Here is a 19,026-nt window from a genome sequence, read left to right as displayed (position 1 = left end):
CAGACGGGCGCACTATCCAACGGCCATGCCGCAACTACCAGAAATCACCTCAACCAAAGGTTGAGGGTTTTGGGAGTCGTCAGCGCGTCGTCGGAGCGTGCGGGGCCGAGACGTCGTAGACGCTGGCCTCCTGGCTTAGCAGCACCGAGAGCACCTGAGCCTTGAGCTGGGATTGCTCGGCGCTACCCCAGACCACGGTGTCCCCGTCAGACAACTGGACCTGGATCTGGTCGACGGCCGAGGCCTGAAGCAGCGTGATGCGCTCCCCCAGCAACGGAACCACGGCGGAGACCACCGTGGCCACATCTTTCAAAAGGCGCTGATCGGATGTCGCGACCTGTGCCGTGACAGCCCCTTGCGCCGGCTTCTCCCCCTCATGAAACACCACACCGTCCGCATCCACCCAGCGAGGCACACCCCCATCCAGCCACACGTAGGCCAGCGTGCGTTCGGTGATTGTGATCTCGATGGTGTGCGGAAAGCGGCGTTCCACGCTCACCTCGGCGACCGGGGCCAGCCCAGCCACTCTCTCACGGATGGCATCCGTGTCCTGGTTTGCCAGGGGCTTGCCGAGTTCGACGGCCGCGGTGTCGATCACCTGCTGTTCGCTCAGCAGCGAGACTCCGCTGACCTTCACCTCGGTCGCGGCGAACACGGAGGAGAAGCTGACCAGCCAGATGCCCACTCCCGCCAATACAAGGCACAGGAGCGCACAGCCAAGCACGATCCACCGGGTCCGGCGCTTCCTGTGGCGCTTGGCCCGTAACACCTTCTTGAACTCCCCAGGGGCGGTAGTCAACTGACCTGCGCCTCCGGTCGCTGAGCCAGTAGCGGCGCCAGCAGCGGGCCCACGATCGTCACATCACCACAGCCGAGGGTGATGATCAGGTCACCAGGACGGGCGATCTGGTTCAGGGCCGCGGGAAGATCGTATTTGTCCACGACGTAGTGCACCTCGCGGGCGCCATGCCGCCGTGCTGCGTCCACCACCAGCTGGCCCGTCACCCCGGGGACCGGGTCCTCCCTGTCCCCGCAGACATCGTTGATGACTGCGACGTCAGCCAGGGTCATGACGTCGCCGAATTCCTCGTAGAAATCCGCGGTGCGGGAGTACAGATGCGGCTGGAAGCAGGCGATCAGGCGGCCCTCCAAGCCGGTCGCCTCATTGCCCGCCACCGTGGCGTGCCGTGCCGCCGAGAGCGCTGCCCGGATCTCCGTCGGATGGTGGGCATAGTCGTCGTAGACACGGATGCCCGCTGTATCGGTGATGAGCTGGAACCGCCGCAGTGTCCCCTCGAAACGCTGCAAGGCAGCCACGGCCTCCCGATGCCCGAGACCCAGCAGGCGGCCCGCCGCGTAAGCGGCCGAGGCGTTGGACAGGTTGTGATCACCTGGGACCCTGAGCTCCAGCGGTCCTGAATCCTGCCCGTATGTGAGGATGCCGGCGATGCCGTTTCCCGTGGGGCGGGCATCCGTGACACGCACGTCCGCGTCCTCGGAGAAGCCGTAGCGGATCACCTGCCTTCCCTCGGCCCGCAGCCGGTCAGCCAGCTCACGAGACCCGGGGTCGTCCACGTTGATGATCACCCAGGCGACTGAGGGGAGGGTGGCGAACGTGTGATAGCCCTCCGTGTAGGCCTCCGGGGTCCCCCAGTTGACCAGGTGGTCGGGCTCGAGACTCGTGATGATCGCGATCTGCGTCGGGTACTGCAGAAAGGATCCGTCCGACTCGTCCGCCTCGATCACGAAGGCATCGCCTGAGCCAAGGTCCGAGCTGGCCTTGGTGGTCGCGAGCTTGCCTCCGATGACGTAGCTCGGATCCGCGCCTGCCTCGTGCAGCATCACCGCGGTCATGGCGGTGGTGGTGGTCTTGCCGTGGGTGCCGGCTATCGAGACCCCGCGCTTGCCCAGCATGAGAGCTGCCAGGGCGGCGGAGCGATGCCAGACCCGCAGGCCCCGGCGGCGGGCCTCGGCGAGTTCGGGGTTGTCCTCCCGGATGGCGGAGGAGATCACCACGGTCCTGGCGTCCCCGAGCTGGGATGCCTCGTGGCCGGCATAGCAGGTGATGCCTGCCTCCCGGAGCGCGTCCAAGGTCGCGGACTCAGACCGGTCAGAGCCACTGACTGGGACACCGAGCTTCGCGTAGAGCCGGGCGATACCGTTCATCCCGGAGCCGCCAATGGCTATGAAATGGACGGGACCGACCTCTGCGGCGGGCTGAACCTCAACGGGGGTGAGCAAGCTCACGATGCCTCTTCTCCTCGAACGACATTCACGGCCGCACTCGCCAGGACATCAGCGGCGTCCGCTGGCGAGTGCGGACGGGCTAGCTCAGACATGCGCGCCAGCTTCTCCTGGTCTGTGATGGTGGGGATCACCAGGCCTGACAGCTTATCGGCACTGAGCTCCGCCTCGGGAAGCAGGATGCCTGCCCCGTCAGCGACCAGGCCGGCCGCGTTACGTGCCTGCTCGCCATTGCCCCACGGCAGAGGTATGAACACCACTGGCAGCCCCAGGACCGCCGTCTCCATCACCGTACCTGCCCCAGCCCGCCCGATCATGAGGTCGGCCGTGAGATAGGCCTCGATCATGGCGTCGACATAGGCGACCGGGACGTAACGTGCCCCGCTGGCGGCCTCGACCACGACGTCCGCGTCCGAGAAGTTCTTGGCACCCAGCACATGCAGGACTTGGATTCCGGCGTCCAGGATCGCGGGCAACGCGCCAGACAGAGCCTGGTTGATGGCCCGGGCTCCCTGAGAACCCCCGCTGACAAGCAGCGTCGGCCGGTCCGGGTCCAGCCCGAAACGCTCTCTGGCCTCTGTGCGGGTCATCGCGGGCTGAGTGATGCTCCGGTTCATGGGCATCCCGATCCGCCGGCCACCGCGGATCTGGGTGTCAGGGAAGGTGTAGCCCGTGAAGGCGGCGAACCTGGCCGCCACCTTGTTCGCAATCCCGACGACGAGATTGGCCTCGTGCACGAGGACGGGTACCCGCATGGTGCGAGCCGCGAGGTAGGCCGGGATGGCGACGTAGCCGCCGAAGCCGATCAGCGCCTGGGCCCTCGCACGGCGCAGGATGGCGCGGGCCTCCCGCACCGATTGCGTCAGATTCCAGGGCAGCTTGACCAGGTCCAGGTTTGGTTTGCGCGGCATGGGGACGGGACGGATCAGCTCCAGCTTGAGCCCGGCCTGCGGTATCACCCTGGTCTCCAGGCCCTTACTGGTGCCGATGCAAGTGATCTCGGCCTCCGGGTCGAGGTTGGTGATCGCTTGGGCAGTGGCGATCAGGGGCGAGGTATGGCCTGCGGTACCGCCACCGGCCAGGACGATGCGCGTCACGAATTGCCTCCCGCCGCGAGCACACTGGTCATGCGCGGCCCTGCGCCGCGGCGCCGGTTCCGGAGATAGGCACGGGCGTCGGGCGTATCCCGGGCACAGGCCAGCAGAACAGCCACAGCCAGCAGATTGGCCATCAGAGCAGAACCTCCTGACGAGATGAAGGGCAGCGGCACACCGAGGACCGGCAGCAGGTTCATGACCACCATGATGTTGACGATCGCCTGAAGCAGGAACCATGCGGTGATGCCGGATGCAGCGATGCGGTTGAAAAGCTTGTCAGATTTCAGGGCAACTTGGAAACCGCTGCGCATCAACAGGGCGAAAAGTCCGATCACGAGCAGCACCCCGAACAGCCCGAGCTCCTCACCGAGCACGGCGAACACGAAGTCCGTGTGCGCTCCGTCCTTCAGACCGCCCCACTTCTGCTTGCCTGCCCCGAGCCCCAGCCCCCACCAGCCGCCGCTAGCCAGCGCATACAACGCAGAGAGAGGCTGGGATGCGAGATCAGGATTCGCCTGCGGATCCAGGAAGACCAGGAACCGTGCCATCCGGTTCTCCGACCCCATCACGAGCACGGCCACCACGCCGAGGGCCGCCAGCAGCGCTGGCACCAGGATACGAAGCGGCGTTCCCACGAAGAAGAGCAGCGCAAAGATCAAGGCACCGAAGACCAGACCGGTGCCGAGGTCCCGTCCGGCAAGGATCAACGCCAGCAGCGCCAGGGCACCGGGCACGTAGGGAAGCAATAGCTGGGCGGGTTCTTCCAGCCGACGGCGCTTGTTGTGGAACACGGTCGCCGCCCACAGCACCAGGGCCAGTTTCGCGAACTCCGAGGGCTGAATAGTCAACAGTCCACCAACCCGGATCCAGTTGCGATTGCCGTTGATCTCGAAACCCAGCGGCGTCTGGACAAGGATCAGCCCGATCAGGGAAACCGCCCAGACGGGACTCGCCAGGCGCCGCAGCGTCCTCGGCTGCATCCGGCTCACGGGAATCATCAGCAGCAGCCCACCGACCAGGAAGATGAGCTGCCGGGACACGAAAAAATAGGGGGACTCCCCCTGGAAGAGGGCAATCACCGACGATGACGAGAGCACCATCATCGCCCCGATGGCCGTGAGAATGACCGTCGCGAAGATGATCAGATGGTGATCCGCCATCGGAGACCGGGTCAGCACCTGCACCACGTTGCCGGACCGCCGCCCAGCTGAGGGTGCTTTGGCCATTGGCGTGCCTAACTGCTCGGTGCCTGAAGACTCCGAACCGCCGTGGCGAAGCGCTCGCCGCGATCGTCGTAGCCTGTGAACATATCGAGCGAGGCGCTTCCGGGGCTCAAGAGCACCGCATCCCCCCTGCGAGCGAGACGTGCCGCCTGGGAGACCACCTCGTCCATCACCCCATGGTCGCTGCTGTCCAGGACGATCACCGGCACATCAGGCGCGTGTCGGGCCAAAGCATCCGCTATGACCTGCCGGTCAACCCCCACGAGGATGGCCGCCCGGATGCGGTCGCGGTGCCTGGTGATCAGGTCGTCGAAGCTGGTTCCCTTCGTCTGCCCCCCCGCCACCCACACGAATGACGGGAAGGCCTGCATGGCAGAGTCCGCCGCATGCGGGTTCGTGGCCTTCGAGTCATCGATCCAGCGCACACCATCGATCTCAGCGACCTCGGCAATACGATGCCCAGCCAGCTGCAGATCACGCAGGCCTCTGGCAACGGCTTGGGGCGGGACCCTCAGGCTCCGCACGAGTGCGGCGGCGGCACAGGCATTGGCGACGTTGTGAGGAGCGAACGGCTGCACGTCGGACACCTTCGCCAGCTCCAGTGCTGAACTGCGCCGCTGCGGCACGAAGGCACGGTCGACGATCAGCTCATCCACCACCCCCACCATCGAGATAGCAGGGATGCCGGTGGTGAACCCGATGGCGCGGGCTCCCTCGGTCACCTCAGCCTCCTCCACGAGCCTTTCGGTCTCCGGCTCAGCCACGTTGTAGACGCAGGCGTTCGTGACCCGCTCGTAGATCCGCGCCTTGTCCGCCACGTAGCGCTCATAGCCGCCGGGGCCGTTGTAGAACTCCAGGTGGTCCTCGTGGAGGTTCAGCACCACGGCGGAGTGGAGGGCGACGGTGTGCACCCAGTGCAGCTGGAAGCTGGACAACTCGACCACCAGGGCGTCATAGGGCTCCTCGTCGAGGATGGCCTCCACGATGGGACGGCCGATGTTCCCGACCGCCGCCGCCCGCATGCCGGCGGCGCGGAGCATGGACTCAGCCATCTGGGTCGTGGTGGTCTTGCCGTTGGTCCCGGTGATCCCAAGCCACGGGATGACGCGGTCTGGCTGCTGCATCCGCCAGGCCAGCTCCACATCCCCCCACACGGGAATGCCACGCCTCAAGGCCTGGGTGAGCAGCAGAGTGTCGGGCCGCCAGCCAGGGGACGTGACCACCAGGCTGGTGTCGGGCGGCAGATCCGAGGTGGCTCCCGGCCCGAGCCGCACCTGGGCGCCAAGGGTCTCGAGGATGGCTGCCTTCTGGGCATGAGAAGGCGACTCGTCAAGGACCGTGACGTGAGCGCCGAGCGACAGCAGCCCGTCGGCAGCCGCATATCCCGAGACCCCAAGGCCCGCGACCACGGCGTGCACTTGGCTCCAGTCGCTCAGCCGGTTCGCCGTCAAGAGGAACTGATTCACTGACCGACCAGCCATTCCGAGTAGAAGATACCGATACCGATGGCAACGCAGAGCCCGCAGATGATCCAGAACCGGATCACGACCGTGACCTCCTGCCAGCCGAGGAGCTCGAAGTGGTGGTGGATGGGGGACATCTTGAAGATGCGTTTGCCCTTCGTCGCCTTGAAATAGCCAACCTGCAGTGCGACGGACCCGGCCTCCATGACGAATAGGAAGCCCATGATCACCAGCAGCAGCTCGGTGCGGGTCATGATGGACAGCCCGGCGAGAGCGGCACCGATTGCCATCGAGCCCGTGTCTCCCATGAAGATCCGCGCCGGCTTGGCGTTCCACCACAGGAACCCGAAGCAGGACCCGGCCAGCGCGGTAGAGACGACAGCCAGGTCGTAGGGGTCGCGGACCTCGTAGCACAGCGGCCCCACGCTGGAGACCCTCCCGCACCACTGATTGAACTGCCAGATGTTGACCAGGGAGAACGTGGCGAATACTAAGGTCGCGCTGCCTGCGAGCAGGCCGTCGAGGCCGTCGGTGAGATTGGTCGCGTTCGGCCAGGCCATCAGCAGGAAGACGATCCAGATCACGGCCACAAAGAACGGCAGGTGCAGCCAGGGCAGGTCCCGCAGGAAGGAGACGAACTCGGATGCGGGCCGCAGCCCCCGCCCGTCGGGGAAATTGAGCGCCAGCACTGCGAAGACGCCGCCGATGGCGAACTGCCCGATCAGTTTGCCCCGGGGGGTGAGTCCCAGCGAACGCTCCTTCGATATCTTCGCCCAGTCGTCAAGGAAACCCAGGAGCCCGAGGGCGGTCATCACCCCGACGAGCAGGACCCCGGATATGGTCACCGGCTCCCAGAAGATGAGGTGGGCGGCGAAATAGGCGAAAGTCACCGAGGCAACGATCACGACCCCACCCATGGTGGGGGTGCCGCGTTTGGTGAGGTGCTCCTTAGGGCCGTCGTCACGGATGAACTGCCCATACTGGCGGCGGGTCAGGAACTTGATGAACTGCGGGGTGAGCAGCAGTGTCAGGAGCAGGGAAAGGCCGCCTGCGAGCAGGATGGTCCTCACTGGGCAACGCCCCCGCTCCTTGAAACCACAGCATCCGCTACCAGCTCCAGACCCACGCTCCGCGAGCCCTTGACCAGCAGCAGGTCACCCGGGCCAAGTTCCAGCAGGCTAGCCTCCTCGCGGGTGGCGGCCCGGCCCTGGCAGCCCCGGCCGCGTGCCGCTTCCGCGACGATCTCGGCGAACTCCCCGACCGCGATCACCTCATCAATCCCTAGCTCGGCCGCGAGGGCACCCGCCTCAGCATGCAGCCTGTCAGTGTCGGGCCCAAGCTCCAGCATGTCGCCCAGCACCGCGACCGCACGAGCACCCGGACGACGGAGCCGCTGCCTGGCGGCCAGGTCAGCGGCAGTGCGCAGCGCAGCAGCCATGGAGTCGGGGTTGGCGTTGTATGAGTCGTTCAACACGATCCTGTCCTCACTACAGCGCACCAAGTCCATACGCCAGTCAGACCGGGCCTCAGCGCCCGAGAGTGCGTCAGCCACCTCCGTCACAGTCATCCCTGCCGCCAGGGCAGCCGCTGCGGCTGCCAGGGCGTTGGAGACCTGATGACGGCCGATGACTCTCAGCGCAACCGGCGCGGACAGGCTCTCCCCATCACGGGAGGCCACCAGGGTGAAACCGGCCCGGGAGAACTCGTCACATACGACGTCACGCGCCGTCACCAGTAGATCAGCCCCGGAGGGCAGATCGCCCTCTCCGAACCAGGCCACTTGCGCGGCGGTGGCCTCCCGCATGGCGCGGCAAGCCGGGTCGTCGGCATTCAACACCGCCCAGCCATTGGGTTGCAGGCCAGCGATGATCTCGGATTTAGCCTGAGCTGTCTGCTCGATCCCGCCGAACTCCCCCACGTGAGCGCGCCCGATATTGAGCACCACCCCGACGTCGAGCCCCACCAGCGAGGTGAGCCACTCGATGTGCCCCACCCCCCGGGAACCCATCTCGCTGACCAGGAAGCGGGTGGAGTCATCGACCCGGCATGCCGTCAGCGGAACACCGATCTCATTGTTCTGGCTGCCCGCTGGAGCGACCGTCGGGCCCTTGGCCTCCAGCACCTGCGCCAGGAGGTCCTTGGTGGAGGTCTTCCCGGACGATCCCGTCACACCGAGACTGACCATCCCCCGGGCACGCGCCTCCCGCACCAGGCCCCGGGCCAGCCACGAGAGTCCCTGGACAGAGTCCTCCACCAGGACATGGGCCACCCCGGCATCAGTCACATGGTTGCCGAGCACAGCTGCGGCCCCGGCGGCGGCAGCCTCACGAGCGTATGCATGACCATCGACCCGGGCCCCGGGGATGGCGACGAAGAGACTGCCGGGAGTAGCCACGCGATTGTCGATCACCACATCGGGACCGGCCACGGCATCCTCGCCCACAACCTCGACGGCGGCTGGCTGCATCAGATCCACCAGCTCGCTGAGCCGCCTCGCCCTCATCGACCACTTCCTTCCATCCGTCGCCAGGCCTCGAGAGCAACTACGGCATCGTCGAAGGCCACGATCCGGTCTCCTATCTGCTGGCCCTGCTCATGGCCCTTCCCGAGAATCGCCACAACACTATCGCGGCCAGCGGTGGCAAGGGCCAAATCGATCGCCTGGCCCCGTCCCCCCACCTCGATGACCCGCGCCCGGGAATCCGCGGTTCCAGCAATCATCGCAGCCCGGATACTGGCCGGATCCTCGCTCCGGGGATTGTCATCGGTAATGATCAGAATGTCACTGCGGCTGCTCGCCGCGTGTCCCATCATGGGGCGCTTGTCCGGATCCCGGTCCCCCCCGCATCCGACGACGGTGATCACCTGCGCGAACCCCTGAAGGGCTTCTAGGGTGGCCGCCACCGCCTGCGGGGTGTGGGCGAAGTCCACGATCACGGTGGGCGCGTTGCCGGGCAGCGGCAGCACCTGCATCCGTCCTGGCACCTGAGCCTGGGCCAGGCCAGGCAATGCGAGGCCGGCGGGGACCCCCGCCCGCTCCAGCATCGCGATGGCGACCGCCGCATCGACCATGTTGTGCCAGCCAGGCAGCCCGAGACTCACCGTCACCTCCTCGGAGGGGGTGCGAAGCCGGGCACGACCACCCAGCGGGGCAACCGGTTCGTAGCCCGTGAGGCGGTAGTCAGCCTCGTCGCCGGTTCCGGCTGTCGCGACCGGCAGACCGGCTGCGCGGGCCTGGGCGGCCACCTGGCGGCCATGCTCGTCGTCGATCCAGACGACGGCGGCCCTGGTGTGTTCCGGGGTGAACAGCGAGGCCTTGGCCTCGAAGTATTCCTCCACGGTGTGGTGGAAATCGAGATGGTCTCGCCCCAGGTTCAGGAAGGCAGCAACCTCGAACCTGATCGCGTCGACCCTGGCCATGGCCATGGCATGGCTGGAGACCTCGATCGCCACGGCCTCGGCGCCCTGCTCCCTCATCACCGCCAGCAGTCCCTGGAGGTCCGGGGAGTCCGGAGTGGTGACTGTCCCGCGGCCGGAGGCCAGGGCTCTGCCGCCGATGCGGAATCCCAGGGTCCCGATGGTGCCAACCCGCCGTCCCATAGCGGCGAGCGTGGCCTCCAGCAGGGCAACCGTGGTGGTCTTGCCGTTGGTGCCGGTGACCCCGAAGAGCTCAAGTCCCCGCGCCGGCTCACCATAGACCCGCGCACTCACCGCGGCCATCACCGGGCGCAGCCTCTCGCTGACCAGGATGGGAACCCCCGGGTCACCAGCGGCACTGGCCCCCTCAGGGTCGGTGAGGACAGCGACCGCCCCGCGTCCCACCGCCTGCCCGGTGAACCCCGCTCCATGGGCATGCAGCCCCGGTAGCGCCACGTAGAGGTCACCAGGCCGCACCAGGCGTGAGTCCAGGCACACCCCCGTGACGAGGACCTCCCCGGCATCACCGCAGACGCCGAGTCCCTCGAGGACGTCACCGAGCCCGGCTGCGGGAACCACAGCGGGCCGGAGCGTGTTCACTCCCATGTCAGAGGTTCTTTCGGGGCCGGTGTGCTGGAGGGCACCACGTTATACCTGGGCAGCGCCATCTGGAGCACGTTGTTGACCACGGGAAGGGCCAGCTGGCTGCCGAGGTTGCCGTTGGTGGGCTGGTCGAGCACAACATAGACGAGCAGTTGCGGCTTGTCCGCCGGGGCGACACCCACGAAGGATGAGGTGTAGCCGTTGTAGCACTTGCAGCTGGGGTCATACCGCTGGGCAGTACCCGACTTGCCAGCCGTACGGTAGCCGGGGATGGCCCGCTCTGAGCTGGCGCTCGTGATGACAGCCTCCATCATGTTCACCACCATGCCAGAGGCCTCCTCGGAGATCACGCGGTGTGAGGATGGAGCGGCCAGTGACACCGGGGTCCCGTCGGGATTCGTCGCCGAGCGGATGATCTGCGGCTGGTGATAGGTGCCTCCGTTCACAGCGGCTGACAGCGCGGCCCCCATCTGGACGGTCGTGACCGAGAGTCCCTGCCCAAAGGAGATCTGGTCGCGCGTATAGTCGGCCATGTCGGCTGCGGGCACTGACCCGGCGCTCTCGGCGGGCAGTCCCACCCCCGGGACCGAACCGAGACCGAAGGACGTGAGGTACTCGTGCAGCTTCTCCCTGTCCATCTGGCGGGTCAGTTTGATGGTGCCGATGTTGGAGGACTGCGCCATCACGCCACGTGCGGTCAGCTTGATCTGCCCGTGCTCGAATGAGTCGGTGACGTACCCACCCCCGGAAGCGATCCGGGCCGGGATGTCGACTTTTGTGTCTGGCGTGACCAGGCCCGAGTCGGCGAGAGCGGCCATGGTCAGGACTTTCTCGGTGGATCCCGGTTCGAAGGCCTCCGTCACGGTGCGGTTCCCCAGGTTCCCTGGATCAGCGGCCCCAGGGTTAGCAGAGTCGAAGGACGGCGCCGTCGCCAGGGCGAGGATCTCGCCGTTGTTCGGGTTCATCACGAGGATGGATCCCGTCTTCGCCCCGGCCTTCGCAATGCCATCGGCCAGCGCCTGCTCCGAGAACCACTGCAGGTCCGCATCCAGCGTCAGGGAGTAGTTGATGCCGTTCACCGGGGGGGGTGAGAACATTAGTCCCCAGCGGGATACGCCCGTAGGTGGAGTGCTCATAGACTTCCTGGCCAGGGGTGCCCGCCAGCTGCGAGTCGAGCAGGCCCTCAAGCCCCGCGGAGCCCTTTCCCTCGCCGTTGACGAAACCGACGACGTTGCTCGCCAGCGCCCGGTTCGGGTAGGTGCGCATGGGGTCGGGCTGGGCAAACAACCCATACCAGCGACGCTTGCCGTCGCCGTCGATTCCCTTGCGCATGTCGTTCTCGATCTCGGTCCAGGTGGCTGCCGGGACATGCCTGGCGATCTCCGCATGCTTGGAATCCTTGGTCAGCAGGATCTCAAGGTACTTCGACTCGCTGCCCCCCAGATGCGTGGCGAGGATCTTGGCGACGGCCTGCGGCGCCGCTTCCGCCTCCTCCTGCTTCTTGGCACTGACCGCGTAGCGCTTGTCTGCACCATTGGACTGCACCATCTCTGGGTCGGCTGTGATGTGCATCGCCGGCTCGGTGGCAGCGAGTACCACTCCGTTGCGGTCGGCGATCATCCCCCGGTCGGGCAGCAGCTCGCGCGTGTTCTGCATCTTCTCCGCCGCCTGCGCGGCGAATGTCTGGGCCTCCAGGGCTTGCAGCTGGACGGCACGCCCAACGCAGACGACCACCAGCAGCAGCAGGGCCATCATGAACGCGCGGATGCGCATGCCGGAACGGCCCAGGGGCATCCGCCACACGCGGCGGTAACGCCGGCCATGCGACGCCCTGCGGGTTGCCGGCCCGCTCCGGGAGCGGCCCGGTGGACGCGGACTCACTGTTCACCCATCTCAGTCTGCGCAGTCGCCTGCCCTGCCGACTCTTGCGTCTGCTGGGCTGCCGGCGGGGTGGGGTCCGGGGTTGCCGTGGCCGCGGGCTGGCGGGACGGGGACCGCCCTGTCAGATAAGGAGCCTCGTTTCCGCTGACCGGTGTGGGCTCTCCGAGGACACTGCCGTTTGACAGATCCACGAACGCCGGGAACGGGTTCGGCACCATCCCGAGTTCCGAGGCACGCAGGGCCAGGGACCCGCTGCTGGAGACTCCCTGGAGCTCGGTGCGGAGCGCAGCTGCCTTGTAGGAGAGCTGGTTGGCCTCCTTACGGAGGTTCGTCAGGTCACGGGACTGCGCACCAACCTGGGTGGTGACCACCATGACGGCCCCCATCCCGACCACCACCAGGACCGCGAGAATCACCAGAAACCCGAAGGTGGAGACACCTGCCTTGACCGGGGGGGACGAGTCGCAGCCGGGGACGTGACGGTTCCCGGTCGTGGTGCTCGGCTTCAGCGGCGAGGGCGCTCACTATGCCTCCTTGATTCGGGTTGCGGCGCGCAGCCTGGCGGATGCCGCACGAGGGTTGGACTGGGTTTCCTGTTCAGCGGGCCGTTCCGCCCCCCTCGTCAGGAGCTTGAACCTGGGTTGGAGGTGTTCGGGGACGACCGGCATGTCCCGCGGCGCCCCGTCGGCAACCAGGGCCGCGAAATGCTGCTTCACCATCCGGTCCTCCAGGGAGTGATAGGCCAGGACCGCGATCCGGCCACCGACTGCCAGGGCTCCCGTGGCGGCGGGCAGGAAGCGTCCCAGCACGGCCAGCTCGTCGTTGACCGCGATCCGGAGCGCTTGGAAGGTGCGTTTCGCAGGGTGTCCAGGAGCCTGCCTGGCAGCGGCGGGAATAGCGCTGGAGATGATCTCGACGAGCTGAGCTGACGAGGTGAGGGGCTCGCTTCCCCGCGCCTGCACGATCGCGGTGGCAATGCGTTCCGCGAACCTCTCCTCGCCGTAGCGGCGCAGGATCTGGGTGAGTTCTGTCGTGGGAGCGGTGTTGAGCAGGTCGGCGGCGGTGGGCCCCTCACCGGCGCTCATGCGCATGTCGAGGGGGGCGTCCACCCGGTAGGCGAAGCCCCGGTCCCGGCGGTCGATCTGGAGGGAGCTGAGCCCAAGGTCGGCCAGGACTGCCTGGACCTGACCAATCCCGAGACCGGCGAGCACATCGGGTAGCTCGTCGTAGACGGCCTTGACCAGGGTCACCCGCCGCGCGAGGGGCCCAAGCCTTTCTCGCGCGACAGCCAAGGCATCAGGGTCACGGTCGATGCCGACGAACCGGGCCGAGGGCGCTGCCTCTAGAAGGCCGCGTGCGTGTCCGGCGAGCCCAAGGGTGCAGTCGACACAGACGGCACCGGGCGCGACGAGGGCCGGGGAAAGCAGCTCGATGACCCGGCCGATCATGACCGGATCATGCACGTCCGTGCTCATCCTCCGCTTCCCTCCCTTCGTCTCGTGTGCCCAGTGGTGTTGCCGGTCCGGTGCCCGGGGCGGAGGTTCCTCCACCGGAGTCGCACCTGGCCTCGGGGAAGAAAGGCCAGGGTCGCCCCGGTGATGGACCACCGCCTCGGGGGCTCACTGCCCCAGCTGGGACAGCAGTTCGGCATCAAGTTCGGCGAAACCTGACTCCTGCTCCGCCTGGTATTCGGCCCAGTGCTCGGCGTCCCAGATCTCAGCCCGGTTCATGGCACCGATCACCACGACGTCGCGTTCCAGACCCGCATAGGCGCGCAAGATCGGGGGAATCGTGATCCTGCCCTGCCGGTCTGGGACCTCGAAGCTGGCTCCTGCGGTCAGCATGCGCTGATAGTCACGGACCTGCTTCAGCGTGGAAGGCGCAGCGCTCACGGGGGCCATGAGTGCCTCGAAAGTGTCTTTGGGGTAGATGGCGAGTGCCCGTTCCTGGGTGCGCGTCACGACCAGCCCCCCTTCGAGGGCTTCCCGAAACCTCGCAGGAAGGATCAGACGTCCCTTCTCGTCCAGCTTCGGCGTGTGAGTGCCCAGGAACAACCGGAAACCCCCTCTCCTCCACAAAGCCCCCACTTCGCTCCACTTAGCACCACATTACCCCACTTTCCTCCACTCAGACCCCACCTCGGCCATGTCATGCTCATTGGGCGTGTTGAATCAATGCCCTAGGCTTCATCCACGTCGAGAAAGCGTCGCGAGTCCCTAGGAGCCCCATGACCCAGACCGCTGCCGCCCCCTTGGCCCTGGCCGAGGTAAGCGCCCTGGCAAACCGGATTAAGCAGTCAATCGGCATCGTCATCGAGGGGAAACCGCACCAGATCCACATGGCTGTGCTGGTCTTGCTTGCCGAAGGCCACCTGCTGCTGGAAGACGTCCCGGGGGTGGGCAAGACAGTCCTCGCCAGGGCTCTTGGCCGCTCCATCGCGGGCGCGGTCAGCCGCATCCAGTTCACGCCCGACCTGCTTCCGAGCGATGTCACCGGCGTGTCTGTGTTCAACCAGCAGACCCGCGAGTTCGAGTTCAAGCCCGGCGGCATCTTCGCCAACATCGTGCTGGGGGACGAGATCAACCGGGCCTCGCCCAAGACCCAGTCGGCTCTGCTGGAGGCGATGGCCGAGGGACAGGTCTCAGCAGACGGCCAGACCTACCGGCTCAAGCGGCCCTTCATGGTGGTGGCCACGCAGAACCCCATCGAGATGGAGGGCACCTATCCCCTGCCCGAGGCCCAGCGCGACCGCTTCATGGCGAGGATCGAGATGGGCTACCCCGGCCACCAATCCGAGGTGGCGATGCTCACAGCACAGGCCGAGGGCGATCAGCTCGCCACCGTCCAGCCCGTTACAGATGTCGCCCACGTGGAGCGGGCCATCGCGGCGATACAGAGGATCTACGTCGCTCCCGTGATCAACGACTACATCGTGCGCCTGGTGGCCGCCACCCGCGGGCACCCGGAGCTCCGCCTCGGTGCAAGTCCCCGCAGCTGCGTTCATCTGATGCGCGCCGCACGGGTCGAGGCATCTCTCCAGGGACGCGACTACGTCATCCCAGAGGATGTCGGCAATCTGGCTGTCCCGGTGCTGGCCCACCGGGTGCTGCTGACAGTCGATGCCCAGGTCGCGCGGCAGTCGAATGAGACCGTCATCGAGCACATCGTCGCCTCCACCCAGCCGCCGCACCGGAGCTGAGATGCGGGGGTTCCGCTTCGGCCTGACAGGACGCGGCCTGGCCATGCTGACCATCGGCAGCCTCCTGGCGGCAGGCGCATCAGTCATCGGAGAGCCCGACCTGGCATGGGTGGGGGTCTTCGTCGCTGCCCTGCCCATAGTGGGCCTTGTCGCCGTGCTGGCGCTGCCGCCCCGCCTGGCCTGCGAACGCTCAGTCCTGCCCGAGTCCCTGCCGGTGGGGGAGACCGCGCGTGTGAACCTCCTGGTCGCCAGCCGGAGGACTATCTCTTTCTCGGCGCTCAGCTTCCGGGACCAGTTGCCGTCCCAGCTGGGCAGGGACGCCACCTTCGAGCTCATCCGGGGGCTGGGACGGTGGCACCAGGCAGCCGGATACGACGTGTTCGCCCAGCAGCGTGGCCATTTCCAGCTGGGACCTCTCAGGGTGCGTAACCTCGATGCCTTCGGCGTCGCCTGGCGCAGCTGGCAGGCAACCGGGCGCACCACATCACTGCGCGTCACGCCACGCCTATGGCCGCTGGCGCTGCCCCGGGGCGGCCGCACCTCGGGCGCCAGCGGAGACGCCACTCCCCAGCGCATCGGGCACGCCGGCACGGATGACGTACTAGTGAGGGAGCACCGTCATGGCGACGGGATGCGCCGCGTGCACTGGCGGATGAGCGCGAAACGCGGCGAGCTCATGGTGCGGCTGGAGGAACAGCCCTGGGACCCCGCCATGACAATCATCGTCGACACGCGTTCCACAGCCCACATCGGGGAGGGCCCCGGATCCACACTCGAGTGGGTGCTCTCACTTGCGGCCTCGCTGGCCACCGAGCTGCTCAACGACCGGCTTCGGGTCAGCCTCCTCAGCGCAGACGGACTGATCTTCCGCCCCATCCACGGCGAGTCCATGGGAGCGGCAACCCGGCTGCTGGCCACGGTGACCGACGTGGAGCCATCCGGCCGCGCCTCCCTGGAGGACTGCCTGGCGGATCCGGATGCCCTCGGCACTGCGCAGACGGTGGTGGCCGGGCTCGGCCTGCTCAACTCCCGTGACGCCGCGTCGCTGGTTGCCGCCACCGCCCGGATAGCCGAACTCGATGCCCTAGTTCCCGATCCGCGGGCCTTTAAGCTCCCGACGGCAGTGACAGCCGCCCATGAGGAGGCCTGCCAGCTGCTGGTGGCCTCTGGCTGGAATGTGTCGGCCTTCGGCCCCGGCACAACAGTTCCTCAAGGATGGGGCCAGCTCATCGCCCGCCAGGAGGCCCGATGACCAGAAGACCCCCGGCCCTGCTCCCCATGGTGATCTCGGTGGCCGTGGCCCTGGGAATGCTGGCTCTAGCGCCCCTGTTCACGGCCCCTGTCCTAACAACCAACCTCATGCTGACTGTGGGCGTGCCGGGCCTTCTCGCCGCTGTGACCTCGCTGCTGAAGCTGAGACGCGGCTGGACCATACTTCTGCCCCTGATCGCCGGAGGCTGCCTGCTGTGCTGGCTGGGGAGCAGCACGGCCGGCAGCACCGACCCCCTACGGGCTGTCCCCGGCCTCTTCACAACCGGAGTGCAGGTCCTGCGGGAATCCCGTCCGCCGATGCCCGACAACCCAGCGCTCAGCTGGCTGCTCCTGCTGTTCGCTTTCACCCTGTGGCTGATCTCCTACCTGTTGGCCGATGCGCTGGAACAGCCAGCCTGGACGCTGGCCCCCCTAGCGCTGCCCTACGGCATCGCCGCCCTCGTCCATCCAGCGGATCTCAGCGTCACGGGATTCCTGCTGGTCGCGGCCGGCTACACGGCGGTCCTGCTCACGGCTGGCGGCCCAGGACTGACCGGGGGTGGAGCCGGGTTCCAGTCGGCCCGGGGAATCACCGGCCTGCTCGCAGCCGCCCTGGCCGCGGCCCTGACTCTCAGCGTCACCTCCGCCCTGCCCATGGGGCAGAAGCAGCCGTGGTTGAACAACGGCTCTGACAAGCCAATTCAGCTCAGCGACCCCACCATTGAGTTGAGCCGCAATCTCCAGCGCCCAACACCTGTGGATGTCCTCAGCTACCGCGCCAACGATGGGAAACCCCACTACCTACGAACCACCGCGCTGACCCGCCTGACCACCGAGGGCGCCCAGCTGGAGTCCATGAGGCTGCGCGCCTCAGGACTCGCTGAGGCCTACGACTCGCCCGGGACCAGGGTCGAGGTGGATGTCTCGATGCGATTCCCCTCCCAATACCTGCCGGCGCCATTCGCCGTGGAAGGTTTCGACGCGCAGGGAAACTGGGGATTCGACCAGAACACCCTTTCCGTCGTCGCCACGGGAAACGAGGGCCCGGCGCAGACCTCGAATCTCGACTACCAGGTCACATCGGTGGTGCCCGAGGCCGGGTCAGCCGTGGCGGGCGCCCGCGCGGGAACCGACCCAGGGGGCGGGGAGACCTTGAAGGTACCCGACGGCCTCTCCGACGACGTGCGCTCCCTGACGGAGAGAATCACCCAGAACGCGGCCAGTGACGGCGCCAAGGCGCAGGCCATCGAGGCCTACCTGAACTCCGACGAGTTCACCTACACCCTGCAGGCCCCCACATCGACCGGGGCGGATGCCGTCAGCACCTTCCTGTTGCAGGACCGCGCTGGCTACTGCATCCACTACGCCACCTCCATGGCTGTGATGGCCAGGATCCTGGGAATCCCGTCGCGTATCGCAATCGGATTCACCAGTGGCACGCCTGCCGGGGATCGCTACCAGGTGACCACAGACAACATGCATGCCTGGCCCGAGCTGTATTTCGAGGGCCTGGGGTGGGTGCCTTTCGAGCCCACCAAGTCCATCGGCGCCTCCTCTTCGGACAGCGGAACCAGCTCGGCTCCGCCGAGCTCCGCACCCAGCACATCGCCGATCCCGGAGCCCAGCGACGAGGCGTCCCAGACTCAGCCGGCCCCACCTTCGTCGGCTCCAGCAGCGCCCTCGCCCTCACCCAAGTCACCCGAGACGCAAACCCCTGGGAGCGGAGGAACCAGAAACGCGGCGGGACTGCTCTGGCTGCTTCCCGTGGTGCTGCTGCTGGCTGCGCCCGCCGGGATCCGGCTGGCTCTCAGACTCTGGCGCCTACGCACCGGCCAGCCGCCGGTCGCGGCTCCCGCCGCCGCGTGGCGGGAGCTGGCTGCCGTGTACACCGACCTCGGACTGGACTTCGCCACGGGATCCCCCGTCGCGGCGGCCAAAGCCATGGGTCAGACCCTGCCTCCAGCAACTGCAGGACACCTCATCGAGGTGGCTGAGGTCGTGCAGCGCAGCCAGTTCGCCAGGCAGAGCCCTGCCGTAGACCAGCTTCCTGCCCAGGTCAAGCAGCTGAGCCGCGAACTTAGACTCGGTATTCCACGCCTGAAACGTCTCCTCGCAACTATGCTTCCAGCGTCCCTGTGGCGGCGAGGCGGGCGAGCTCGTTGAGCACCTCGGAGGTGGTTTTCCACCTATCTGGCAAGGCACCTACAATGGGCCTCTCAGGGCGGGGTGCCCAAGGAAACACGACAGGAGGCCACGATGGCTTTGTCTGAGCAGGAGCAGAAGCGCCTGGAACAGTTAGAGGCATCGCTGCTCGCTGAGGACCCGAAATTCGCGGACACCCTGAGGGGGAACTCCCAGTTCCGGGTTCAGCGCAGGCGAGCGGCCCTGGCCGGGCTGGCCTTCGTGGCCGGTCTCGCCGCGCTGGTGATCGGGGTGCAGATCCAGCCGGCGATCTCCATCGCGGGTTTCGTCATGATGCTTGTTTCCGCCATCGTCGGCATCAGCGCCTGGTCGCGGATTGAGGGCCAGGAGGAGACGAAGCGGCCCTCAAAGCCTTCGGGCCAGGCCTCGTCATCCGGAGCAGAAGACTTCATGAGCAAACTGGAGGAACGCTGGCGCAAGCGCCAGCAGGGTGGCGACCTCTGAGC

General features: G+C 67.0%; 17 protein-coding genes. 4 read left to right on the top strand and 13 right to left on the bottom strand.

Features of this window, described 5'->3' with window-relative positions; genetic code table 11:
• Positions 1-79: 79 nt before the first annotated feature.
• From SK1NUM_RS06020 to mraZ, 13 genes are all read right to left on the bottom strand, one after another.
• On the bottom strand, positions 80-799 hold the full coding sequence (locus SK1NUM_RS06020; RefSeq protein WP_212326624.1) for a cell division protein FtsQ/DivIB: 720 nt from the start codon (positions 797-799) through the stop codon (positions 80-82).
• Positions 796-2,247: a UDP-N-acetylmuramate--L-alanine ligase gene (murC, locus tag SK1NUM_RS06015; protein WP_212326622.1), complete on the bottom strand. Its 1,452-nt coding sequence runs from the start codon at positions 2,245-2,247 to the stop codon at positions 796-798. The genes SK1NUM_RS06020 and murC overlap by 4 nt, the downstream gene beginning before the upstream one ends.
• A complete protein-coding gene (murG, locus tag SK1NUM_RS06010) occupies positions 2,244-3,341 on the bottom strand; it encodes an undecaprenyldiphospho-muramoylpentapeptide beta-N-acetylglucosaminyltransferase (RefSeq protein ID WP_212326620.1) in 1,098 nt (365 codons plus the stop codon). The genes murC and murG overlap by 4 nt, the downstream gene beginning before the upstream one ends.
• Complete coding sequence (gene ftsW, locus SK1NUM_RS06005) at positions 3,338-4,567, bottom strand: putative lipid II flippase FtsW (RefSeq protein WP_212326618.1); 1,230 nt, start codon at positions 4,565-4,567, stop codon at positions 3,338-3,340. Before ftsW ends, murG begins: the two co-directional genes overlap by 4 nt.
• Positions 4,568-4,575: 8 nt before the next feature.
• Entirely contained in the window at positions 4,576-6,045 is a 1,470-nt protein-coding gene (murD, locus tag SK1NUM_RS06000) for a UDP-N-acetylmuramoyl-L-alanine--D-glutamate ligase (protein WP_212326616.1), read from the bottom strand.
• Positions 6,027-7,097: a phospho-N-acetylmuramoyl-pentapeptide-transferase gene (mraY, locus tag SK1NUM_RS05995; protein ID WP_212326614.1), complete on the bottom strand. Its 1,071-nt coding sequence runs from the start codon at positions 7,095-7,097 to the stop codon at positions 6,027-6,029. Before mraY ends, murD begins: the two co-directional genes overlap by 19 nt.
• Positions 7,094-8,530, bottom strand: coding sequence for a UDP-N-acetylmuramoyl-tripeptide--D-alanyl-D-alanine ligase (locus tag SK1NUM_RS05990; RefSeq protein ID WP_212326603.1), 1,437 nt, complete (start codon positions 8,528-8,530; stop codon positions 7,094-7,096). The genes mraY and SK1NUM_RS05990 overlap by 4 nt, the downstream gene beginning before the upstream one ends.
• A complete protein-coding gene (locus tag SK1NUM_RS05985; protein WP_212326602.1) occupies positions 8,527-10,050 on the bottom strand; it encodes a UDP-N-acetylmuramoyl-L-alanyl-D-glutamate--2,6-diaminopimelate ligase in 1,524 nt (507 codons plus the stop codon). Before SK1NUM_RS05985 ends, SK1NUM_RS05990 begins: the two co-directional genes overlap by 4 nt.
• Positions 10,041-11,012 (bottom strand): peptidoglycan D,D-transpeptidase FtsI family protein, encoded by a 972-nt coding sequence (locus tag SK1NUM_RS05980; RefSeq protein WP_223927950.1) that lies wholly within the window; start codon positions 11,010-11,012, stop codon positions 10,041-10,043. The genes SK1NUM_RS05985 and SK1NUM_RS05980 overlap by 10 nt, the downstream gene beginning before the upstream one ends.
• Positions 10,951-11,928, bottom strand: coding sequence for a penicillin-binding protein 2 (locus tag SK1NUM_RS05975; protein ID WP_223927856.1), 978 nt, complete (start codon positions 11,926-11,928; stop codon positions 10,951-10,953). Before SK1NUM_RS05975 ends, SK1NUM_RS05980 begins: the two co-directional genes overlap by 62 nt.
• Positions 11,925-12,344, bottom strand: a complete 420-nt coding sequence (locus tag SK1NUM_RS05970; RefSeq protein WP_223927854.1) for a hypothetical protein — start codon at positions 12,342-12,344, stop codon at positions 11,925-11,927. Before SK1NUM_RS05970 ends, SK1NUM_RS05975 begins: the two co-directional genes overlap by 4 nt.
• A gap of 108 nt (positions 12,345-12,452) precedes the next feature.
• Positions 12,453-13,403: a 16S rRNA (cytosine(1402)-N(4))-methyltransferase RsmH gene (rsmH, locus tag SK1NUM_RS05965; protein WP_212326596.1), complete on the bottom strand. Its 951-nt coding sequence runs from the start codon at positions 13,401-13,403 to the stop codon at positions 12,453-12,455.
• Between the two features lie 144 nt (positions 13,404-13,547).
• A complete protein-coding gene (gene mraZ, locus SK1NUM_RS05960) occupies positions 13,548-13,982 on the bottom strand; it encodes a division/cell wall cluster transcriptional repressor MraZ (RefSeq protein ID WP_212326589.1) in 435 nt (144 codons plus the stop codon).
• Positions 13,983-14,155: 173 nt separating this feature from the next.
• Between mraZ and SK1NUM_RS05955 the strand changes: the two genes are divergently transcribed.
• From SK1NUM_RS05955 to SK1NUM_RS05940, 4 genes are all read left to right on the top strand, one after another.
• A complete protein-coding gene (locus tag SK1NUM_RS05955; protein ID WP_212326587.1) occupies positions 14,156-15,127 on the top strand; it encodes an AAA family ATPase in 972 nt (323 codons plus the stop codon).
• A 1-nt stretch (position 15,128) separates the two neighbouring features.
• Positions 15,129-16,379, top strand: a complete 1,251-nt coding sequence (locus tag SK1NUM_RS05950; protein ID WP_212326585.1) for a DUF58 domain-containing protein — start codon at positions 15,129-15,131, stop codon at positions 16,377-16,379.
• Complete coding sequence (locus SK1NUM_RS05945) at positions 16,376-18,541, top strand: transglutaminase family protein (protein WP_212326583.1); 2,166 nt, start codon at positions 16,376-16,378, stop codon at positions 18,539-18,541. Before SK1NUM_RS05950 ends, SK1NUM_RS05945 begins: the two co-directional genes overlap by 4 nt.
• 93 nt (positions 18,542-18,634) lie before the next feature.
• Entirely contained in the window at positions 18,635-19,024 is a 390-nt protein-coding gene (locus SK1NUM_RS05940; protein ID WP_212326582.1) for a DUF3040 domain-containing protein, read from the top strand.
• Positions 19,025-19,026: the final 2 nt, after the last annotated feature.

Source organism: Arachnia rubra (assembly GCF_019973735.1).
Classification (GTDB): Bacteria; Actinomycetota; Actinomycetes; order Propionibacteriales; family Propionibacteriaceae; genus Arachnia; species Arachnia rubra.
The sequence above is the reverse complement of the archived record's forward strand: the minus strand, read 5'-3'. Positions and strand labels throughout refer to the sequence as shown.